Source organism: Bifidobacterium xylocopae (assembly GCF_003315615.1).
GTDB lineage: Bacteria > Actinomycetota > Actinomycetes > Actinomycetales > Bifidobacteriaceae > Bombiscardovia > Bombiscardovia xylocopae.
Map to the genome: position 1 here is coordinate 90,524 of NZ_PDCH01000003.1, position 20,043 is coordinate 110,566.

The 20,043-nt window shown below is 59.4% G+C and carries 9 protein-coding genes and 3 rRNA genes; 1 reads left to right on the forward strand and 11 read right to left on the reverse strand.

The window, feature by feature from the left end; genetic code table 11:
- The first annotated feature begins 97 nt into the window (after positions 1-97).
- Positions 98-3,715 (forward strand): ABC transporter ATP-binding protein/permease, encoded by a 3,618-nt coding sequence (locus tag CRD59_RS02615; RefSeq protein WP_113853046.1) that lies wholly within the window; start codon positions 98-100, stop codon positions 3,713-3,715.
- Between the two features lie 104 nt (positions 3,716-3,819).
- Here CRD59_RS02615 and CRD59_RS02620 read toward each other — a convergent pair whose 3' ends face one another.
- The 11 genes from CRD59_RS02620 to CRD59_RS02670 all read right to left on the reverse strand — a co-directional run bounded on the left by CRD59_RS02620 (position 3,820) and on the right by CRD59_RS02670 (position 19,784).
- Entirely contained in the window at positions 3,820-4,464 is a 645-nt protein-coding gene (locus CRD59_RS02620) for an NAD(P)H-binding protein (protein WP_113853047.1), read from the reverse strand.
- Between the two features lie 679 nt (positions 4,465-5,143).
- Positions 5,144-5,260: ribosomal RNA gene (rrf, locus tag CRD59_RS02625) — 5S ribosomal RNA — on the reverse strand.
- A 204-nt stretch (positions 5,261-5,464) separates the two neighbouring features.
- Positions 5,465-8,531: ribosomal RNA gene (locus CRD59_RS02630) — 23S ribosomal RNA — on the reverse strand.
- A 433-nt stretch (positions 8,532-8,964) separates the two neighbouring features.
- A 16S ribosomal RNA gene (locus CRD59_RS02635) occupies positions 8,965-10,493 on the reverse strand.
- The 16S, 23S and 5S rRNA genes sit together here, the layout of an rRNA operon.
- Before the next feature lie 370 nt (positions 10,494-10,863).
- Positions 10,864-11,790, reverse strand: coding sequence for an alpha/beta fold hydrolase (locus CRD59_RS02640; RefSeq protein ID WP_161522264.1), 927 nt, complete (start codon positions 11,788-11,790; stop codon positions 10,864-10,866).
- Positions 11,791-12,035: 245 nt separating this feature from the next.
- Positions 12,036-13,085 carry a LacI family DNA-binding transcriptional regulator gene (locus CRD59_RS02645; protein WP_113853049.1) on the reverse strand — a complete coding sequence of 350 codons (1,050 nt, stop codon included), beginning with the start codon at positions 13,083-13,085 and terminating at the stop codon, positions 12,036-12,038.
- A gap of 89 nt (positions 13,086-13,174) precedes the next feature.
- Complete coding sequence (locus tag CRD59_RS02650; protein ID WP_236632679.1) at positions 13,175-13,999, reverse strand: carbohydrate ABC transporter permease; 825 nt, start codon at positions 13,997-13,999, stop codon at positions 13,175-13,177.
- Between the two features lie 73 nt (positions 14,000-14,072).
- Positions 14,073-14,996 (reverse strand): carbohydrate ABC transporter permease, encoded by a 924-nt coding sequence (locus CRD59_RS02655; protein WP_113853051.1) that lies wholly within the window; start codon positions 14,994-14,996, stop codon positions 14,073-14,075.
- 61 nt (positions 14,997-15,057) lie between these two features.
- Positions 15,058-16,410: an ABC transporter substrate-binding protein gene (locus CRD59_RS02660; RefSeq protein ID WP_161522265.1), complete on the reverse strand. Its 1,353-nt coding sequence runs from the start codon at positions 16,408-16,410 to the stop codon at positions 15,058-15,060.
- 176 nt (positions 16,411-16,586) lie between these two features.
- Positions 16,587-18,134: an arabinosylfuranosidase ArfA gene (gene arfA, locus CRD59_RS02665; protein ID WP_113853053.1), complete on the reverse strand. Its 1,548-nt coding sequence runs from the start codon at positions 18,132-18,134 to the stop codon at positions 16,587-16,589.
- A gap of 348 nt (positions 18,135-18,482) precedes the next feature.
- On the reverse strand, positions 18,483-19,784 hold the full coding sequence (locus tag CRD59_RS02670) for an MFS transporter (protein WP_113853054.1): 1,302 nt from the start codon (positions 19,782-19,784) through the stop codon (positions 18,483-18,485).
- Positions 19,785-20,043: the final 259 nt, after the last annotated feature.

A 20,043-nucleotide genomic window follows, 5' to 3' on the forward strand; every position in this document is an offset into this window, starting at 1 on the left:
GGCGCGGCGTGAAATTCGTCATAGCACCATTGTTCGCGGGGCTCTGTTTTGCTAGGGTTCATTGCAGATATGACTTCCCCCGATACAGAGCCGAGACATGATAAACAAAGATCTTTTGAACCTGCCAGGCGCTGATGTGCGCCGTTCGATCATCATTGGCATCCTACAGGCAGTGGGCGCCCTGGCCGAAATCATGATGCTGCCGCTGGCCATCTTCGGCCTGGGCCACCTCTTCGGCCTCGGGGGGCCGGCATGGCTCACCCCCTTCCTCGCCGACCCGCTGGCCACGATGATCTGGCTGCTGGCCCTGGCTGCGGTCAAATGCCTGTGCATCATGATCGCCAATCAGTCGGCCCTGAAGCTGGGTGACAGTATGGGCGCCGCCCTGTCAGCCGATCTCTACCTTTCCCTGTTCGACCCAACACGGCCCCCCGCCCAAGACGGCGCCGGAGATAAGCCGGTCCCCAACCAGAGCATGGCGATGCTCTCCACCGAAGGCGTCAAATCGGTCTGCACCTACTTCACAAGCTTCCTGCCCACCCTGGTCCAGTCCACCCTGATGATCGTGGTTGCGGCGCTGGTCCTCCTGCCGCTCAACTGGGCGGCCGGGTTAATTGTCATCATAGGCATGGCAGTCCTGCCGTTCGCTGCGAACACCACACGTTCCAAGGAAATCGCCACCCAGGTCAACCATCTGAAGAAGTACGACAGTGTGGGCGTGCGCTTCGAGGAAGCCCTGCGCGGGCTCCCCACGCTGAAGATATTCGGCGCCGATCTTCGCCAAGCCGAACAGCTGAACGAGGAGTCCGAAGGCTTCCGCAAGGCAACGATGGACTTGCTGGGAGGCCAGCTGCGCAGCCTAATCGGAGCTGACGGCATCATCTACATAGCGGCCATCCTCGCAAGCCTGGCGGCCACGGCCATGGGGCGAGGCTCGTCCACCGGCCTGATGACCGCGGTCGTGATCGCGGCCACCAGCATCCGTCTGTTCAGTCCTGAACGCCAGTTGGTTTATCTGACCCATGCCGGCACAGTGGCGATTAAGCACGGTAAGGCAATCCTCAAGGCCCGGGCCGCTCGGACCGCCGGCCAGGGGACGCCTGTAGCCCAAACCACGAACACTGCCGTGGACAAGGAGACCTTCCCCGTGCAGGACGGGACAGCGGCCCGGAATCAGCAGGCAGAGGCCCGTTTGGCCGATGGCATTCACATCCAGTCCCTGACCTTTGCCTACCCTGACGACTTCCAGGCTTTGGATAGCATCTCCTTTGATCTGCCCACCCACGGTCATTTCGGCCTGGTGGGCGCCTCAGGCTCCGGAAAGAGCACACTGGCGGGCTTGCTCACCGGCCGTTTGACGGGCTATCAGGGTTCAATCACCATAGATGGTCAGGAACTTTCCTCCCTGCCTGCCGACCGCCTGGTCGGACTGGAAACCATCATCTCCGGAAACGACCACCTCTTCTCCGGCAGCATCCGCTCCAATCTTGACCCAGCCGGCGTGGGCTACAGTGACGAGCAGCTGACCCATGCCCTCGTCCAGGCGGACCTAAACGACCTGCTTAGCGCCCGGGGTGGGCTGGACGCTCAGGTTGAGCAAGCCGGCGCCAACCTGTCCGGAGGTCAGCGGCAACGGCTATGCATCGCTCGCGGCCTTCTGCGTGACACCCCCATCTACATCTTCGACGAGGCCACCAGCGCCGTCGATCGCGACCACGACCGTGCCTTGGCCACTCTGATGGATGAGTTGGGCAGAGATCACTTGGTCATCACCATCACCCACCGGCTGGCAGGTGTACGTCAGGCTGATCGCATCCTCGTGCTGGAGCACGGCACACTCGCCCAATCGGGCAGTTTCGACCTCCTGAGCGTTGGGGACGGCCCATTCGCCCAACAATGGCGGGAACAGGACCGTCTGGAGAACCTGACTAGTGAAGGGGGCGGCACAGACCTTCCCCCATCAGCCGACTCGGTCGCCACAGACACCGCCGAACCTCCCACCGATCATACGGACGGTACGAATGCGACCAACGACAAGACTGCGAGCGCTCTACCAACGATGAAGCGGATGGCGACGCTCATGTTCCCCCTCAAGTCCGTGGAGTTCAAAGCGATCGCCTGCGGCACAATGGGCCACCTATGCTCCATATGGGCGGTCATGTGCGGCGCGGCCGCAATCTGCGGCTATTTCATGCGTAGCATGAATCTGGATCCCTATTGGAAGCCACTGGCCATTACAGCGGTCGTCATGGGGCTTCTGCGGGGCTTCTTCGCCTATGGCGAGCAGTACTTCAACCACCAGATGGCTTTCAGCACCCTACGCGACATCCGTGGTACCGTCTTTGACACAATGCGTAAGCTGGCACCCGCCAAGCTCCATGAACGAGGCCGGGGCGATCTGGTCGCAGTCGTCACCAATGACATCGAGCTCCTCGAGATTTTCTACGCGCACACGCTTTCCCCCATTGCGATAGCCACGCTTACGGCCGTGATCAATGCGATCGTTCTGGCCTGCATTTCACCGAGAATCGGCCTGGCCGCCATCCTGTGCTATCTGGTTATCGCCGTGCTTGTTCCGCTCTTGTCAGCCAAAACCACCTTCCGCTCAGCCATGGCGGAACGTAATGCCCAAGGCAGGTTGCATTCACTCCTGCTCGAAACGCTGGACGGCCGCAGGGAACTGCTCGATCTGGGTGCCGCCACCCACACCAGAACCCGTCTGGCAGAAGCGACTGATGACATGCTCCAGGCGCGTAGCGACACGGATTTCAACACAGGCTGGAACGATATCTTCACCCAGACAGCTACCTTGATCGCCTTCTCTGGGATGGCGGCCCTGATATGGATTCTCGCCTTGACCGGTCACGTGGGCTTCGTTGCCGCCATGATCGCTTTCATAGGATTCATCTCCTCATTCGCCCCCTTGGTATCCGTGGCCCGGCTCGGATCGGGCCTTCAACCCACACTGGCCGCCGCCCGTCGCGTATTCGCACTGATGGATGAGGAACCCGCCGTGCGCGAGAGCGAGGACGGCAAGCAGGTGGACGGATTCACCGGCATTGCCGCCAGCGGGCTCTCCTTCACCTACGCCCCGTCAACGCAGTCGGTGCTGGACGGAATCAATCTGAGTGTGGAACCGGGCACCATCATCGGAATTCAAGGCTCGAATGGAGCCGGCAAGTCCACCCTCATCGACCTGTTGTTGCACTTCCGAGAACGCACGGACGGACAGCTGACAATCTCCGGGCAGCCGATCGAGCAGGTTCGTACCTCCTCCCTGCGAGGGGTGGAGACGCTGGTGAGCCAGGAAACGTTCATTTTCTCGCAGTCCCTGGCAGACAACATCTCCATCGCTCGCCCCGAGGCTAGCCGGGAGGAAGTCGAGGCTGCAGCCCGTCAAGCATGTCTGGATGATGTCATCAACCAACTGCCGCAGGGTCTGGACCAGGTGCTCAACCATAATGGTGCCGGCCTCTCGGAGGGTCAGAAGCAGCGAATCTCGGTGGCTCGAGCCTTCCTCAGCCAGGCGCCCTTCATCGCTATGGACGAGCCGACATCGAACATGGACGCGCTGTTGGAAGGTCGCATCATCGACGCCTTGCTGTCAAACCGGAACGGGAAGACATACCTCATCGTCTCGCACCGGCCAGCGGTACTGGCCCACGCCCAGCACCTGCTGACCCTACATGCCGGCAAGCTGACGCAGGAGCGCTGACTAGGGAACGTACACCAATGGATACAGAAGAGGGGCCATCCGGCTGTTTGCCGGATGGCCCCTCTCCCGTTTATTGCTCAGCTACTGTATCGTACAAGCCGCTCTTAGCGCAGGGCCTGCTCAATCGGTGTTCCCCCTTGGATGACCCGGTAGATCCGACCCACGCTCGCTGATTCCTTCAGACTGCCGGCCAGCATGGCCGCCACATCCTCAATCGGGATGGGGCCGGCCTCCGATGGATTTGTGGATACCCGTCCCTTGCCCGGCTCTTCAACCAAGGACCCCGGCTCCACGATTGTATAGTCGAGACCGGAATGCATCAGATGGTCGTCAGCGAAATACTTGGCCGGATAATAGTCAGGCAGCTGATTGATGACCTTCTTGACCTCAGGCTCATCCCAGCGCTCCAAATCTGCCGAGAATAGTGCCCCCAACAGTACATACCGCTTGATACCGGCAGCTTTGGTCGCTTCGATTGTTTTTATGGCCCCCAATGCATCAACATGGATCACATCCGCTCCGCGAGACCCAGCCGTGAACACGACGGCATCTGCCTTGAACGAGCTAAAAGCCTCGACCATCGTCGCAAGTGGCCCGGTAGTGTCCAATTCGAGAGGGTGCACCCGTTCTGTCGCAGAAATCTTGTCTGCACTTCGGGAGCATGCCAACACATCATCCCCCTGTTTAGTCAGCAGACTCACTGTAGCCCTGCCCACACGTCCTGTGGCTCCTATGACTATTACCTTCATGCCAACTCCCTTGTCTCTGCTACGCGCAGGCCCTTGCAGTCATCGTATTACAACTGATGCCAACCCTCGCCTCTTAGTGACCATTATCCTCTAAAGTAGATCCGCCTGGGGGAGTTGCGCTCTGTGGGGAACGCCCTCCTTGTCCACCTATGTTTGCCTCGCGTCACCGTAATTGCTTCGTCCCGATCGCTCAGAATAGACTCCGACTGTGGAGGACGCGCTTCACCATAATCTCTACATAAGGGCCTACGACAGACGCGTTCCGAGCCCTATTGCCTTTTGTATTCGACGATCAATACGCCTCTTCTGAAGCCGAAGCTCACCCCATGCATGACCCCTCCGTAGGGTCACATGCTGTCGAAGCGCAAAGACAGTATGGACCTCCGAAAATAGGCATGATTGATGAGCAACCGGACAGCAAAGGCCAGTATTCTCATCTATTAGGAAGGTGTAGGTTCAAACGAAGACGCGGTACATTGACAAACAATTCTTTCACAGATCGTATAAAGTATATTCACCACTCGAATTGCATGGGTTAGGCCATCCTTAAGAGGATCCCGCCTCCTGCGGAGGAAGGCCACATTGCACCGTGACCTGGCACCATTCTCTGTGTTTGTGGTGGTGGTATGCGGGCGGGCCCGGGGAGCGTTCGCTCTCCGGGCCCGTCCTTACGTGTGATTTGCGGTGGTGTGCTACTCTCCCACACCCTCCCGGGTGCAGTACCATCGCCGTGCTGGGTCTTAGCTTCCGGGTTCGGAATGGGACCGGGCGTCTCCCCCAGGCTATGGCCGCCGCAAAAAGACTTAACCTGTATTCACTTATCCCCCGCGGACGGGCCGCGGGATCCATGGTGCTGGTCAGGGGACCGGCTAGCGGACGCGTGGGGCATGATGTTCCTTGATGATCGGATGCGTGTGAAGGACCGTGACCGCGTGCGCGGCCGTCCCTTGAACGGTAGGCTCCACGCCACCCCGGCCCAACCCTCGGGTTGGTGCGGTGTGTAGTGTCGCCATCGGCCGTTAGTACCGGTCGGCTCCGCCCCTTGCGGGGTGTCCGCGTCCGGCCTATCAACCACGTGTTCCACATGGGGCCTCTCGCGCCCCGGAGGGCGCATGGAATCCTTATCTTGGAGGGGGCTTCCCGCTTAGATGCTTTCAGCGGTTATCCCATCCGAACGTAGCCAACCGGCCGTGCCGCTGGCGCGACAACCGGCATACCAGAGGTTCGTCCACCCAGGTCCTCTCGTACTATGGGCAGGTCTCCTCAAGATTCCAACGAGCGCAGAGGATAGAGACCAAACTGTCTCACGACGTTCTGAACCCAGCTCGCGTGCCGCTTTAATCGGCGAACGGCCGAACCCTTGGGACCTGCTCCAGCCCCAGGATGCGACGAGCCGACATCGAGGTGCCAAACCATCCCGTCGATATGGACTCTTGGGAATGATCAGCCTGTTATCCCCGGGGTACCTTTTATCCGTTGAGCGATGCCGCGTCCGTACGCCGGCACCGGATCACTATCTCCGACTTTCGTCCCTGCTCGAGCCGTCGCTCTCGCAGTCAAGCCCCCTTGTGCGATTGCACTCGAAACCCGATTGCCAACCGGGCTGAGGGGACCGTTGAGCGCCTCCGTTACTCTTTGGGAGGCAACCGCCCCAGTTAAACTACCCGCCAGGCACTGTCCCTGACCAGGATCACTGGCCGAGGTTAGAAGCCAGACAGCAACAGAGCGGTATTTCAATTTCCGGCTCCACACGGGCTGGCGCCCATGCTTCGAAGCCTCCCGCCTATCCTACACAGTCGCTGCCTAACACCAATACCAAGGTATAGTAAAGGTCCCGGGGTCTTTTCGTCCTTCTGCGCTTAACGAGCATCTTTACTCGTACTGCAATTTCGCCGAGCTCCTGGTCGAGACAGTGGGGAAGTCGTTACGCCATTCGTGCAGGTCGGAACTTACCCGACAAGGAATTTCGCTACCTTAGGATGGTTATAGTTACCACCGCCGTTTACCGGGGCTTGAATTCACCGCTTCACCACCGAAATGGATGACGGATCCTCTTAACCTTCCGGCACCGGGCAGGCGTCAGTGCATATACAGCGGCTTACGCCTTCGCATGCACCTGTGTTTTTGGTAAACAGTCGCTACCCCCTGGCCTGTGCCACCCACAACCGCTCCGGGGGCAAGCCCCTTCACCGCCATGGGTCTCCCTTATGCCGAAGGCACGGGAGCAATTTGCCGAGTTCCTTGACCAGGATTCGCTCGATCGCTTTGGTATGCTCTACCTGACCACCTGTGTCGGTTTGGGGTACGGGCGGTGCGAGAACTCACGCCGAAGGTTTTCTCGGCGACGGGAACCACCGGATTCGGGGCACAAGACCCCCCATCATCACGCCTCACGCTCATGCCAGACGGATTTGCCTGCCTGGCGCGCCGCACGCTTGACCACGGACTACCACCGCCGCGGCCCGGCTCTCCCATCGCGTCACTCCTGCGCTGCCCTCCCCGCATCCACCATGAACCACCCGCCCCTCCGCCGCCCGAAAGCGGCCTCGGGGCCGGTGAAAGACACGGCCTCAACGGTTCGAGCCTGACGCGCTCGCATCGGTACGGGACTATCGACCCGTTCATCCATTCGACTACGCCTGTCGGCCTCGCCTTAGGACCCGACTCACCCAGGGACGACGAACGTTGCCCTGGAACCCTTGGTCATCCAGCGGACGGGATTGTCACCCGCCTTTCGCTACTCATGTCTGCATTCTCACTTCCGCACGGTCCACGACACGGTCACCCGGCCGCTTCACCCCATGCGGAACGCTCTCCTACCCAACAGCCGAACGGCTGCTGCCGCGTCTTCGGTGGCGTGCTTGAGCCCCGCTACATTGTCGGCGCGGAGCCACTAGACCAGTGAGCTGTTACGCACTCTTTCAAGGATGGCTGCTTCTGAGCCAACCTCCTGGCTGTCTATGCGACTCCACATCCTTTCCCACTTAGCACACACTTAGGGACCTTAGACGACGGTCTGGGCTGTCTCCCTTTCGACGACGGAGCTTATCCCCCGCCGACTCACTGCCGCGATACACCTGACCGGTATTCGGAGTTCGGCTGCCCTCGGTACCCCACAAGGGCCCTCAGGCATCCGGTAGCTCTACCCCCGGCAGACACACAACGCGACGCTGCACCGAAATGCATTTCGGAGAGAACCAGCTATCACGGAATTTGATTGGCCTTTCACCCCTAACCCCAAGTCATCCCCTCAGTTTTCAACCTAAGTGGGTTCGGTCCTCCACGCGGCCTTACCCGCGCTTCAACCTGCTCAGGGCTAGATCATCCCGCTTCGGGTCCAGGGCACGCGACTCAAACGCCTTTTCAGACTCGCTTTCGCTACGGCTGCCCCACACGGGTTAGCCTCGCCACGCACCACTGACTCGCAGACTCATTTTTCGATAGGCACGCCGTCACCCCGAAAGGCTCCGACGGTTTGTAAGCGCACGGTTTCAGAAACTGTTTCACTCCCCTCCCGGGGTGCTTTTCACCTTTCCCTCACGGTACTCGTTCGCTATCGGTCAGACAGGTATATTCAGGCTTACACCACGGTCGGTGCGGATTCACACGGGATTCCACGAGTCCCGCGCTACTCGGGAGCGTCCACCGGCGGACCATGCGCGTTCGGCTACGGGGCCATCACCCTCTACGGCCAGGCATTCAATCCTGCTCGCCTCACACACGGTTTTATCACCACCGCCGGGCGCGTCGGCACCCGGACGGAACGTCCCACAACACCCATACCGCAACCCCCGACGGGTATCACACGGCACGGGTTTAGCCATCATCCGCTTTCGCTCGCCACTACTCACGGAATATCTCCTCCTGCAGGTACTGAGATGTTTCACTTCCCTGCGTACCCCCCGCACGAATGCGGTGCCACCCCATGACGGGTGGCGGGTTGCCCCATTCGGAAATCCTCGGATCAAAGCCCTGTCGGCGGCTCCCCGAGGCCTATCGCGGCCCCACACGTCCTTCATCGGTACTGTCTGCCAAGGCATCCACCATACGCCCTTACCAGCGACACGAACCACCCCGGGACGAACCCGGGACGACCGCGCCGGCATGGCGCCATAGCCTACCAGACGACCACACAACACAATCACAATCACAACAAAACACATCAAACGATCAACCAGACCCATTCACAGGGCCCGGCGAACATCATGCAGCAACCACGAACCCCGAAAGGCCCATGATCGCTCGCGTCCACTATCCAGTTCTCAAACCACCACCGCACCAACCGCGCCCGGCACACCCCACCACAGGGGGACCGGCGCCATGGACGGCACCCAGGCGCCGCGAACAGCGGCCCGGGAACCCAACAGCATGCCTGCACCACAACAGTCAGATGATCGCTTCCGCACCAGTGGAAACGGCCCACGCACCAGCACCACACGGCACCGGCCACAGGCCACGACCCCAGACCCGAACGGGGAGGGGATTTCATAATCTCCGTAGAAAGGAGGTGATCCAGCCGCACCTTCCGGTACGGCTACCTTGTTACGACTTAGTCCCAATCACGGGTCCCACCTTAGACGGCTCCCCCCAGCTAGGCTGGTTGGGCCACCGGCTTCGGGCGCTACCCACTTTCATGACTTGACGGGCGGTGTGTACAAGGCCCGGGAACGCATTCACCGCGGCGTTGCTGATCCGCGATTACTAGCGACTCCGCCTTCACGGAGCCGGGTTGCAGGCTCCGATCCGAACTGAGACCGGTTTTCAGGGATCCGCTCCATGTCGCCATGTCGCATCCCGCTGTACCGGCCATTGTAGCATGCGTGAAGCCCTGGACGTAAGGGGCATGATGATCTGACGTCATCCCCACCTTCCTCCGGGTTAACCCCGGCGGTCCCTCGTGAGTTCCCGGCATGACCCGCTGGCAACACGAGGCGAGGGTTGCGCTCGTTGCGGGACTTAACCCAACATCTCACGACACGAGCTGACGACGACCATGCACCACCTGTGAACCCGCCCCGAAGGGAAGCCGCGTCTCCGCGGCCGTCGGGAACATGTCAAGCCCAGGTAAGGTTCTTCGCGTTGCATCGAATTAATCCGCATGCTCCGCCGCTTGTGCGGGCCCCCGTCAATTTCTTTGAGTTTTAGCCTTGCGGCCGTACTCCCCAGGCGGGATGCTTAACGCGTTAGCTCCGACACGGAACCCGCGGAACGGGCCCCACATCCAGCATCCACCGTTTACGGCGTGGACTACCAGGGTATCTAATCCTGTTCGCTCCCCACGCTTTCGCTCCTCAGCGGCAGTGACGGCCCAGAGACGTTCATTCGCCATCGGTGTTCTTCCCGATATCTACACATTCCACCGTTACACCGGGAATTCCAGTCTCCCCTGCCGCACTCCAGCCTGCCCGTACCCGGCGCCGATCCACCGTTAAGCAGTGGACTTTCACACCGGACGCGACAAGCCGCCTACGAGCCCTTTACGCCCAATAAATCCGGATAACGCTTGCGCCCTACGTATTACCGCGGCTGCTGGCACGTAGTTAGCCGGCGCTTATTCAACAGGTACACTCACCCGAAGGCTTGCCCCCTGCTAAAAGCGGTTTACAACCCGAAGGCCGTCATCCCGCACGCGGCGTCGCTGCATCAGGCTTGCGCCCATTGTGCAATATTCCCCACTGCTGCCTCCCGTAGGAGTCTGGGCCGTATCTCAGTCCCAATGTGGCCGGTCACCCTCTCAGGCCGGCTACCCGTCGAAGCCTTGGTGGGCCGTTACCCCACCAACAAGCTGATAGGACGCGACCCCATCCCATGCCGATAAATCTTTCCCACACCACCATGCGATGATGCGGAACATCCGGCATTACCACCCGTTTCCAGGAGCTATTCCGGAGCATGGGGCAGGTCGGTCACGCATTACTCACCCGTTCGCCACTCTCACCAAACAGCAAGCTGCTTGGATCCCGTTCGACTTGCATGTGTTAAGCACGCCGCCAGCGTTCATCCTGAGCCAGAATCGAACCCTCCACAAAAAACCGTGAAAAGGCCAATCAAAGCCCTTACAAAACTGACAAAAAACGAGCCAACCACCAAACCCCCGAAAGGATCCCATGGCAGGCCCACACAAAAAACCCGACACCAATCAAGCACTCCCGTGCACCCAACGCACAACGCGCCGGGCAGGCATCAGACTGACAATCAAAAAACTATATAAGCAGTACAAACACACTATTGAGTTCTCAAACCACTCTTACACACCCCGCTGCAAGAAACCTGCGAAGACTTCTTGCTGCTGAGCGGCAGCAAGAGATAAACTTACCCCGAAGAGCACCAAAGGGCAAATCGTACCCTTTTACGATATCTAGAATCCGCAGAATACCAGTGATTCTCCGGCGTGTCCCTTCAGTGCTCCACGCAGACTCGAAAAAGCTCAGCACTGAAACGACCCGGCTCCTCCCATTGGGGGCAATGGCCCGACCGCTCGAACCAGACCACCTCGTGGGGGCTGGTCAGAGCTGATGCGTATTCGTCCACCAGGCGTGAAGGTAGATGCCTGTCATGACGTCCTTCGAAGAAGATGACAGGTACACCGAAAGACCTGACTGACGAGAAATCGACCCGGTCGAGTTGGGTGTCCAAACGGTCGTGCGACTGACTTGAGCCAAGGAGCAGGCCCCGCAGGCCCGCATAGCCATAGTCACGCGAGGTCAGGTAGGCCAGGATGCGATCCACATCCTGGCAGAGGCCACGACGCCTGCCGGTACTACCCATCTCAGCCAGCAAAAGGAGGACATCCGCCAGGTCGCTTTCCTTGCTCACTATACGTCTGACCCACTCTGGCAGGGGGGCCGCAGACGGGTGCGAACGCACCTGGTGGCTGGCCGGCATGCTGATGACCTGGCCGACCCCGATGAAGCGGCGGATCAGGGAGGGCCAGCGGCGCGCGAACTCCAAACCCAGCACGCTGCCCCACGAATGGCCCAACAAGGTGATCGGCGCACCAGGATAAGTGCGCACCAGGCGCGCCACGAATGTATGGACGTCGGCCAGCATAGATCCGATGCTGACGGTCTCATGACCACGAAAAGGATAGTAGGAGAGCCCACAGCCGCGTTGGTCCAGGTTGATGAAGCGGAAGTGCCGCTCCAAAGCCGCGTTATAGCGCTTGGTCAGGGGTATGCAGGCATCGCCGGGTCCGCCATGCAGATAGAGGAGGATGGGAGCGTTCCGCGGTGCCGGATTCATGGAGAAAGCAAGAACGGCGCCGTTGATGTGGGTGCGGAAGATTCGCGAAGACGAGGTCGGCAGAGGACGGCCGTTCTCATCCATGGGCCGATTCCGGGACCGTCCACACACCATGGCCACCTCCTCGATACTCCCGTGGACTCAAGCTATCACAGATGAACAGGCCGGAAAGAGGGAGCAGGATACACTGGGCGAAAACGAATGACGCAGTCCGAGCGCCGGTTTCCGCTTTGCCCGGTGAGTGCGGGCCATGATTCCGCTGACACCTTGTGTCGCCACCACGGCATGGTGATCGGCGCGAAGAAATCCTACTTGGCGGCACGCCTGCGTTATGAGCCCCGCCTGCTGAACAGCTGGGTGGAAGCACGCTCAATGAGCTGAAAGTCGGTGACATACGGGCGCGCCGGTCCACGATGGCCTTCAATCCGTTCAATCAGCATGGCGACCGCGCGCTGGGCGAAATCATCGATATCCGGATCGATGGTAGTGAGCGCGGGATTGGAATATCTGCCTTCCGCCACATTATCGAAGCCCACGATCTGCACATCTTCGGGAATCCTGAAACCACGACGCTGCAGCTCATGCATGGCGCCGAACGCAAGCGCATCATTAAGACAGACGATGGCCTCAGGCAGATCGGAATTGGCCAGCATCGTACTGATGGCCCGCTCACCATCGCTGCTGATCCATTTATTACCGGAGACCATGATCCGCCAATCCACCCTCATGCCCCGCTCCTCGAAGGCCTCGACATACCCCCGGGTGCGCATGGGCCGGCCGCCCTCCTCGGCTTCGAACAGGATCCGACGGTCCACGCCATCCGGTGCGCCGATAAGACCTATGCGCTCCATACCATCGTCAAGCAGGCGTCCCACAACGGATTTGACCGCTGCCACATTGGGCATCATGACGCTGTCGACCTTGCCGAAGGACATGTAGTCTCCTGCCAGAACCAATGGATAATTCTGGTCGAGGACGGATATGGGTCGAACCGGCCGGTCGACCAAGAAAATCCAGCCATCAGCACCGAGCTGCGGAATCTCCTTGAGAATCGTGGGCAAGCCCGCACCGTCGCTCCCGTATGTGTCAATGACGACACCATATTCCCGCTTGCGGGCAGCCCTGACCACAGCGTCGACGAAAGTGGCCGGAAAGGGCTGCGTGAAATCGAAGGTCGCCAAACCCAACAGGCGCGATCCGCCGGTTTTCAGCAATCGCGCCGACATATTAATCGAGTATCCAAGCCGATCGATGGCTTGCTCCACACGCTTCCGGGTCTGCGGCCTCATGCTGCCCGAATGATTGATGACGTTCGACACCGTCTTTATCGACACATGCGCTTCCTGCGCCACATCCCTGATCGTTGCCCGCTTGCGCATGCATCATCACCTTTTCACCTTCCATCTACGGGCGCCCTCATACTTCAACAATGCGCCGCCGGTCCGCGGGTGCGGACCGGCGGGGCAAGTCAGGCCTTCACGGAGCCAGCTGTCAGACCTCCAACCCAATAACGCTGCAGGAAGAGAAAAGCCAACACAAGCGGTATGACAGAAACCAACGCTCCTGAAGTGATGAGATTCCACACTTGCTCGGACCCTGCACCCGCGTTCGATTTTACCTGCCATTGCGTCAACCCGACAGTGATGGGGAACAATTTGGTATCGGAGAGCACGACCGAGGGAAGGAAGAAGTTGTTCCAGCAGCCCACCACAGACAACAGGAAGACCGTTGTGATGGCCGGAGTCATAATCGGCAAGGAGACCTGGAAGAAAGTCCGCAGCTCACCCGCGCCATCCACCCTCGCGGCCTCCATCATTTCATCCGGCAAGGAACCCATGCAATAAATGCGCATCAGATAGGTGCCGAACGGGGACAGGAGGGAAGGCAGCAGGACCGCCCAAATGGTATCGGTCATGCCGAACTGGGACATCAGGATGAATGTCGGAATAACCAAAGCGGTGGTCGGAATCATCAGGGCACCCAGCACCACATTAAAGTAGAACTTACGGCCATGGAAACGGAACTTCGCGAAACCATAACCAGCCATCACTGAAATGGCAGTGGCCCCGATGCCACCCAGGACCGCATATAGGAGAGAGTTAAGCAACCAACGCCAGTAGATGCCGCCCTCGTAGGTGCTCAATTGCCTGATGTTGTCCCACAATGCGAAGTCCTTGTCGAACCACATGGGACCGTGAGCGCCAGAGAATAGACCCGCATTGCTCTTCGTAGCGGCGACCAGCAGCCACCAGACAGGAAAAAGGAAGTATATACAGCAGATGATCAACAACACATACGCCAAGCGATGAGAACCGCGAATCCGTCCGCCATCCACGACCCGGGCATGAGATGTCCGTGCACTCATATCAATCCTCCAATCCCGACTGGTGCCTGGTCAGCCGCATGAACACAACGCTGAATACCACGACCAAAAGCCCAAGGGCGAATGAGACGGTCGCCGAATAGTTCAGCTGGTTGTAGTTGAAGGCCAATGCCTGTGCGTACATGTTCGGCGCGTATTCCGGGGGGATGACCGATGGCACATTGTTGCGCAGAATCATCGGCTCCGTGTAGAACTGCAGGGTTCCGATCAGAGAGAAAACCGTGACCATGACCAGCGAACTGGAGATGATGGGGGTCTTGATCCTGATGGCAATCTGCACTTCGGAAGCACCGTCTAGCCTGGCCGACTCATACAACTCAGGCGGCACGGACTGCAGGGCCGAATAGAGAATGACCATGTAATACCCTGTCCACTGCCAGGTGACGATGTTGACCAAGGACCCGAAAATACCGCTGGGGCTCAGAAAAGCCGGGGCTTTCAGCCCGAACACATCGAAGATCGAAGTGAACGGACCCATCTGCTTGGAATACAGGAAGCCCCACATAAGCGCCCCGATCACCACCGGGATCGCATACGGCAGGAAGAAAGCCAAACGCGAGAACGAGGCGAAACGAGTCTTGATGGCATCCAGAACCAAGGCAAGAACCAAGGCGAACAGCAGCTGCACAGGCACCATGACCACTGCATACATGACGACCCTGCCCATGCCGGAAAGGAAAATTGGGTCGCGGAAGGCTCGCGCATAATTACCGAGCCCAGTGAATACGGTGCCTTTCAACTGAGTGTACGAGAAGAGTGAAACATACAAGGCGTAAGCAAGGGGGATGACAAGGAAGAGCAGGAAAATCACCGCGAACGGCGCTGTGAAGAACCATCCCCAGGCGTTCTCCTTCCTTGACACGGCCCGCTTACGAACGGAAGTCGATTTCGACCTGATTGATGACATGACAGTTGCCTCCATAACCAGGGCCGGAAGCGGAGTAGGCGCTCCCGGCCCCAATCCAGCGCTACCGCCGGACCGTGAATCCCTGCTGAGTCGCGTAATCGGTGAGCGTCTTGTTCAGCGAGCGCAGTGAGCTGGGCACATCCGCACCGTTGCGCACGATCTCGGTGAAGACCTTGGTCTGCTCGTCGTAGGCGTAGGGCTGGAAGGGCAGGTAGTCATAACCCTTGTAGGCAAGCGCCACCGGTGCGATGACCTCGTTTATCTTCTGGTCACCATAGAAGGGATCGGTCATATTCTTGAACCGGTCGGAGTTCAGGACCTTCGTCCATGTGGGGAAGAGCCCGCTCTCAGTGATGGCCGTCTGCTGGATGGCCGGGTCATCGAAGAACTCCATGGCCACCTTGGCCGCCTTCTTCGTGTCCTTCGCCTGGTCGGTCACGGCCAATGACGAACCGCCGAAGTTCACGCTGGGAGTCGAGGAATCCCACACCGGGGCCTTCGAAATCTTCCAATCAGCGCTCGAATCAGCGCCACTGACTCCACGTACATTGCCCACCAACCAGGAGGCGCATACAGCGGTGGCCCATGAACCGTCTACGATCTTCTTGTACCATTCGGCCGTATAGGCATCGTCAGTCGTGACCACACCTTCCTTGGCAAGCTTCTGCCAGTACTCCATGACCTCCTGAGACTGCTTGGATGTGAAATCGACACCCAGCTTGTCGGGTTCGGAAGCGGAGTAATCATAGACCTTGCCCTTGTTCTGTGCGATCAGCGTGACATTGGAGCCATTGCCGCTCGGCTCGTAGTTACCAATGTGCCCCTGGAAACCATTCTGACGCAGCTCCTTGCCCGCCTGCTCATACTCCTGCCAGGTGGTGGGCACTTTTACGCCGTATTTGTCGAAGATGTCCTTGCGGTACATCATGACGAAAGGACCCTGGTCCACGGGTATGGCGTAAATGGATTTACCACCGCCCAAGCTCACGGAATTCCACACACCCTTGGTGTACTGCCCTGCGAGCTTGCCGGCCCCGAATTGATTCAAGTCGACCAAGTGCTTTTCAACACCGGACACATATTGGCTGAGCACGTCGTATTCGATCTGCACGACATCAGCCAAGCCGGACTTAGCCTTGACCGCCGTGGTGATCTTCTGGTACTGGGTCTGCCCCGAGCCGGCCCTGGTCCAGCACACCTGCACATCATCATGCTGGTCATTGAACCTGTCGACCATTTTCTCCATGGCTGGATACCACGCCCAGACCGTGACTTTCTCAACGCCCTTTTTCTTGATCGTATTCTGGCATTTGGCATCATCATTGGCCTTGGCGTCGCTGTGAATCTGCTCGGCCCCTCCGGCGCCTTTGCCGCCTTGAGGCCCCGGTCCGCCGCACGCGCTGAATGACAACATCGCCAGGCATGCGATGCAGGCTGAAGCAATCCTCGCCGATTTCTTCATCGGTATACCTTCCTTGTCCATATATGTTGAGTATGGGACGGGCGGTCACAACCGCCCCGCCAAATCGTGTATTCGACCCCCTTCCTACGGTTACCTGTGACAGCGCCGTTCAACCTATTGCACGGCTATCACGACAGATGGATGGCGCTCCACGATACGGGTGGCAGGTGGATGCTGGCTTGGCTGCCTGCGGCTTCCAGACGGGCTGTGGGGTTAGGGCTCGGCTTGACGCGGTCGGGTTGGTCCAGCGTGTTGCTGGCCTGAATGTCGTCGTCGTGCAAGGTCTGGGCTTCGACCCGGGAATAGCCCGCACCGCTCTTCATCGGGAGGCGCAGAGTCAGATCATAGGGTCGGGTCTGGGAACGGTTGACGACGAAGACGGACAGGGAGCCGTCGTCCTGACGTACGACCACCGAATCCAAGTCGGGCACATCGCCGTAGCGGGCGGTGTCGTACGAGTCGCCCCGCATACGGGACTCCACGACCTGTCCCCCTCTGGCTAGCCGCGCCGTGGAGGCGAAGGGGTAGAAGGTGGTCTGTCGCCAGGCGGGGCCGCCGGGCTCGGTCATGATGGGAGCGATGACATTCACCAGTTGTGCCAGGGAAGCCGAGCGCACCCGGTCCGCATGTTTGAGCAGGGTGATCAGCAGATCACCGAAGACGACCGCATCCGCCAGGCTGTAGACATCCTCCAGGAGTCGGGGCGCCTGCGGCCAGTTGCCGATGCCCATGGGCGGCCTGGATGGCTCCGCATCCTGATACCAAACGTTCCATTCGTCGAAGGAGATGTTCACCTGCCTGTCGCTCTTAAGGCTGGCGCGGGTGGCATCGATGACCGAAATCACGTCGCGGATGAAGGCATCCATATCCACGCCCGAGGCCAGGAAGGAACCCATGTCACCACCGACCGGATGGTAATAGGCGTGGCAGGAGACGAAATCCACCTGGTCATAGGTGCGCTCCAGGACCGTACGCTCCCATTCACCGAAGGTCGGCATATCATGGCTGGAGGAGCCGCAGACCACCAGTTCGACGCTCGGATCCATCTGTCGCATCGCCGCCGCCGTCATGGCCGCGACACGGGCATAACCATCGGCATCCCGGTGACCCAGCTGCCAGGGGCCGTCCATCTCGTTGCCCAGACACCACATACGAATGTTGAAAGGGTCCTCGGCACCGTTGCGGCGACGCAGATCAGACAGGGCCGTGCCGGAGGGGATATTGGAATATTCAAGCAGATCCAGCGCTTCCTGGGTGCCTTGTGTACCCAGGTTGACGGCCTCCATCAGCTCGTTGCCCCCCAACGCCTTGAGCCAGCCGGCCATCTCATGCAGACCGAACTGATTGCTCTCCGTGGAGTGCCAGGCCAGGTCCAGACGACGCGGGCGACGGTCGCGCGGCCCCACGCCATCCCGCCAGCGGTATCCGGAGACGAAGTTGCCGCCTGGATAACGGATGGTGCTGACACCCAACTCCCTGACAAGGTCCATCACGTCCTGACGGTAACCGTTGGCATCCGCGCTGGGATGGCCTGGCTCATATATGCCGGTGTAAACGCAACGGCCCAGATGCTCCACAAAGGAGCCGAAGAGCCTGTCGGGAACCGAGGCCAGACGGAAGTGGGGTTCCACGTCCAGCTGCGCCTGGTGAATCGAGGAGACGGATGGAGATGCCATGATGCCCTTCCCTGAGGTAACCGCACTGTGGTTGGTACAACGTTGTCTCAACCGGCAGAAACCAACGAAAACCGGTTTCATATGATTTTCATACAACCTTGTACTTCTACGGAAAATATACAACAGTCGCACGGATTGCACAAGTGGCACCGCATATCAGGACAGACGCCCCGACGGAGGCAGTAACGCAAGCCTGCCGATTGGTAGGGAGACCCCGAATGGCCGCCGTTATTGCGCTCCACACCCATCAATCAGGTACGACGGGGCCCGGGCGGCGCATGAGCGACACCCGGGCCCCGTTCCCCATGATTGGACGCCAGGATCAGCGATTCCTACCGACCGCGGGATTCACCGGCCGATACCTTCGACCTCAGGCTCCTCGACCTTCTTATAGCGCTCTGCACGCGTAAGGATCAGGAAGCAGATGATGCCGAAGACGGCGGAGACAGCGATGATGCCGAAGCCCATGTTCCAACCGTTCTTGCCGACCAGGGCGCCGATGCCGTAGGAGGCGGTCGCCTCGCCGAAGATGTAGCCGAACAGGCCGACGAAACCGGTTGTGCTTCCTATGGCGAAACGGGGAGCCAGGTCGATGGTCAGTGCGGCGATCAGCATCTGCGGCCCATAGACGAAGATGCCCATCAGGGCGATCTCGACATCGATGGCCCACAAGGAGCTGGACGCCCAGTATCCGAGGAAGATGACGCCGAGCAGGGCCATCAGTGCCGCGGCGATGCCGGCGCGCTTGCCATGGAAGAACCTATCGCTCATCCAACCGATCAGAATCGTGCCAGGTATGGCCGCGTACTCGAACAAAGCGAAGGAAGAGCGAGCCTGGGCCAGCGAGAACCCCTTGGCCTCGTTCAGGTAGATCGGAATCCAGTTCAGGACGCCGTACCTCACGATATACACAAAGGCGTTGGACAGGGCCAGAACCCAGATATACGGATTGGACGCGACGTATCGTATGAAGATCTGAGCGATCGACAGATCGGAATGGGCCTGTAGCTTGGTCTTGTCAATCTTCTCGCCCTTGTATTCCTCCGCCTTGAACTCCTGGATGGGCGGCAGACCGACTGATTCGGGAGTGTCCGCACCAAGGACGACGACCAGGACGGCCATGATGATCGAGATGGCCGAAGGAACGAAGAAGATGCTCTTCCACATATGGGGGCCGAACGCTGCGAGCGCGAAGCCGACGATGGGGGCCACGGTTCCGGACCCCAGGTTGTGGGAGGTGTTCCACATGGAGACGAAGGAGCCACGCTCCTTCTCCGCCCACCAATTGGACAGTGATTTGTGAGCCGCTGGGGCGCCCATGCCCTGGAAGATGCCGAGCAGGACCATCAGCAGCATCATGACGCCCTTACTGGCCGTCGCTCCGAAGATCAGGTTCAAAAATGCCGAAGCCAGCAGGCCGGTTGCGATATAGAACCGGGGGTTGGACTTGTCGGAAAGCATGCCCATCACGAATTTGCTGATGCCACAGGACACAGCCAGGCACAAGGTGATCAGCCCGATGTCGGCGGTGGTGAAACCGTAGTTCTTCTTCAGGTAGGGTGAAGCCACCGAGAAGTTGGAACGGACGATGTAGTAGCCGGCATAGCCGATGTAGATGCTCAGGAAGACCCTGATCCTATACTGCCTGATTTCCCAGGAACCTGCCCCTGGGGCACCTTGCTGGCCGACGGCGGCGCCGGCTTGAGAAACGCGAACATTCGTGGATCCCCCTTCTCCTTTTTTCTCTCACTTGACTGCACCATGCCGGCTTTGCATGGCGCACCTGCGACACTGCGTCGGTAAACCTGCTCAGCCGATAGGCATCGCACGGATTCCTAATGTTAGCTCCCAGCAAACAATATGTAAAGGAATTGTGCGCACGATGTGTGTCCGATGACGGTGCGGCTCG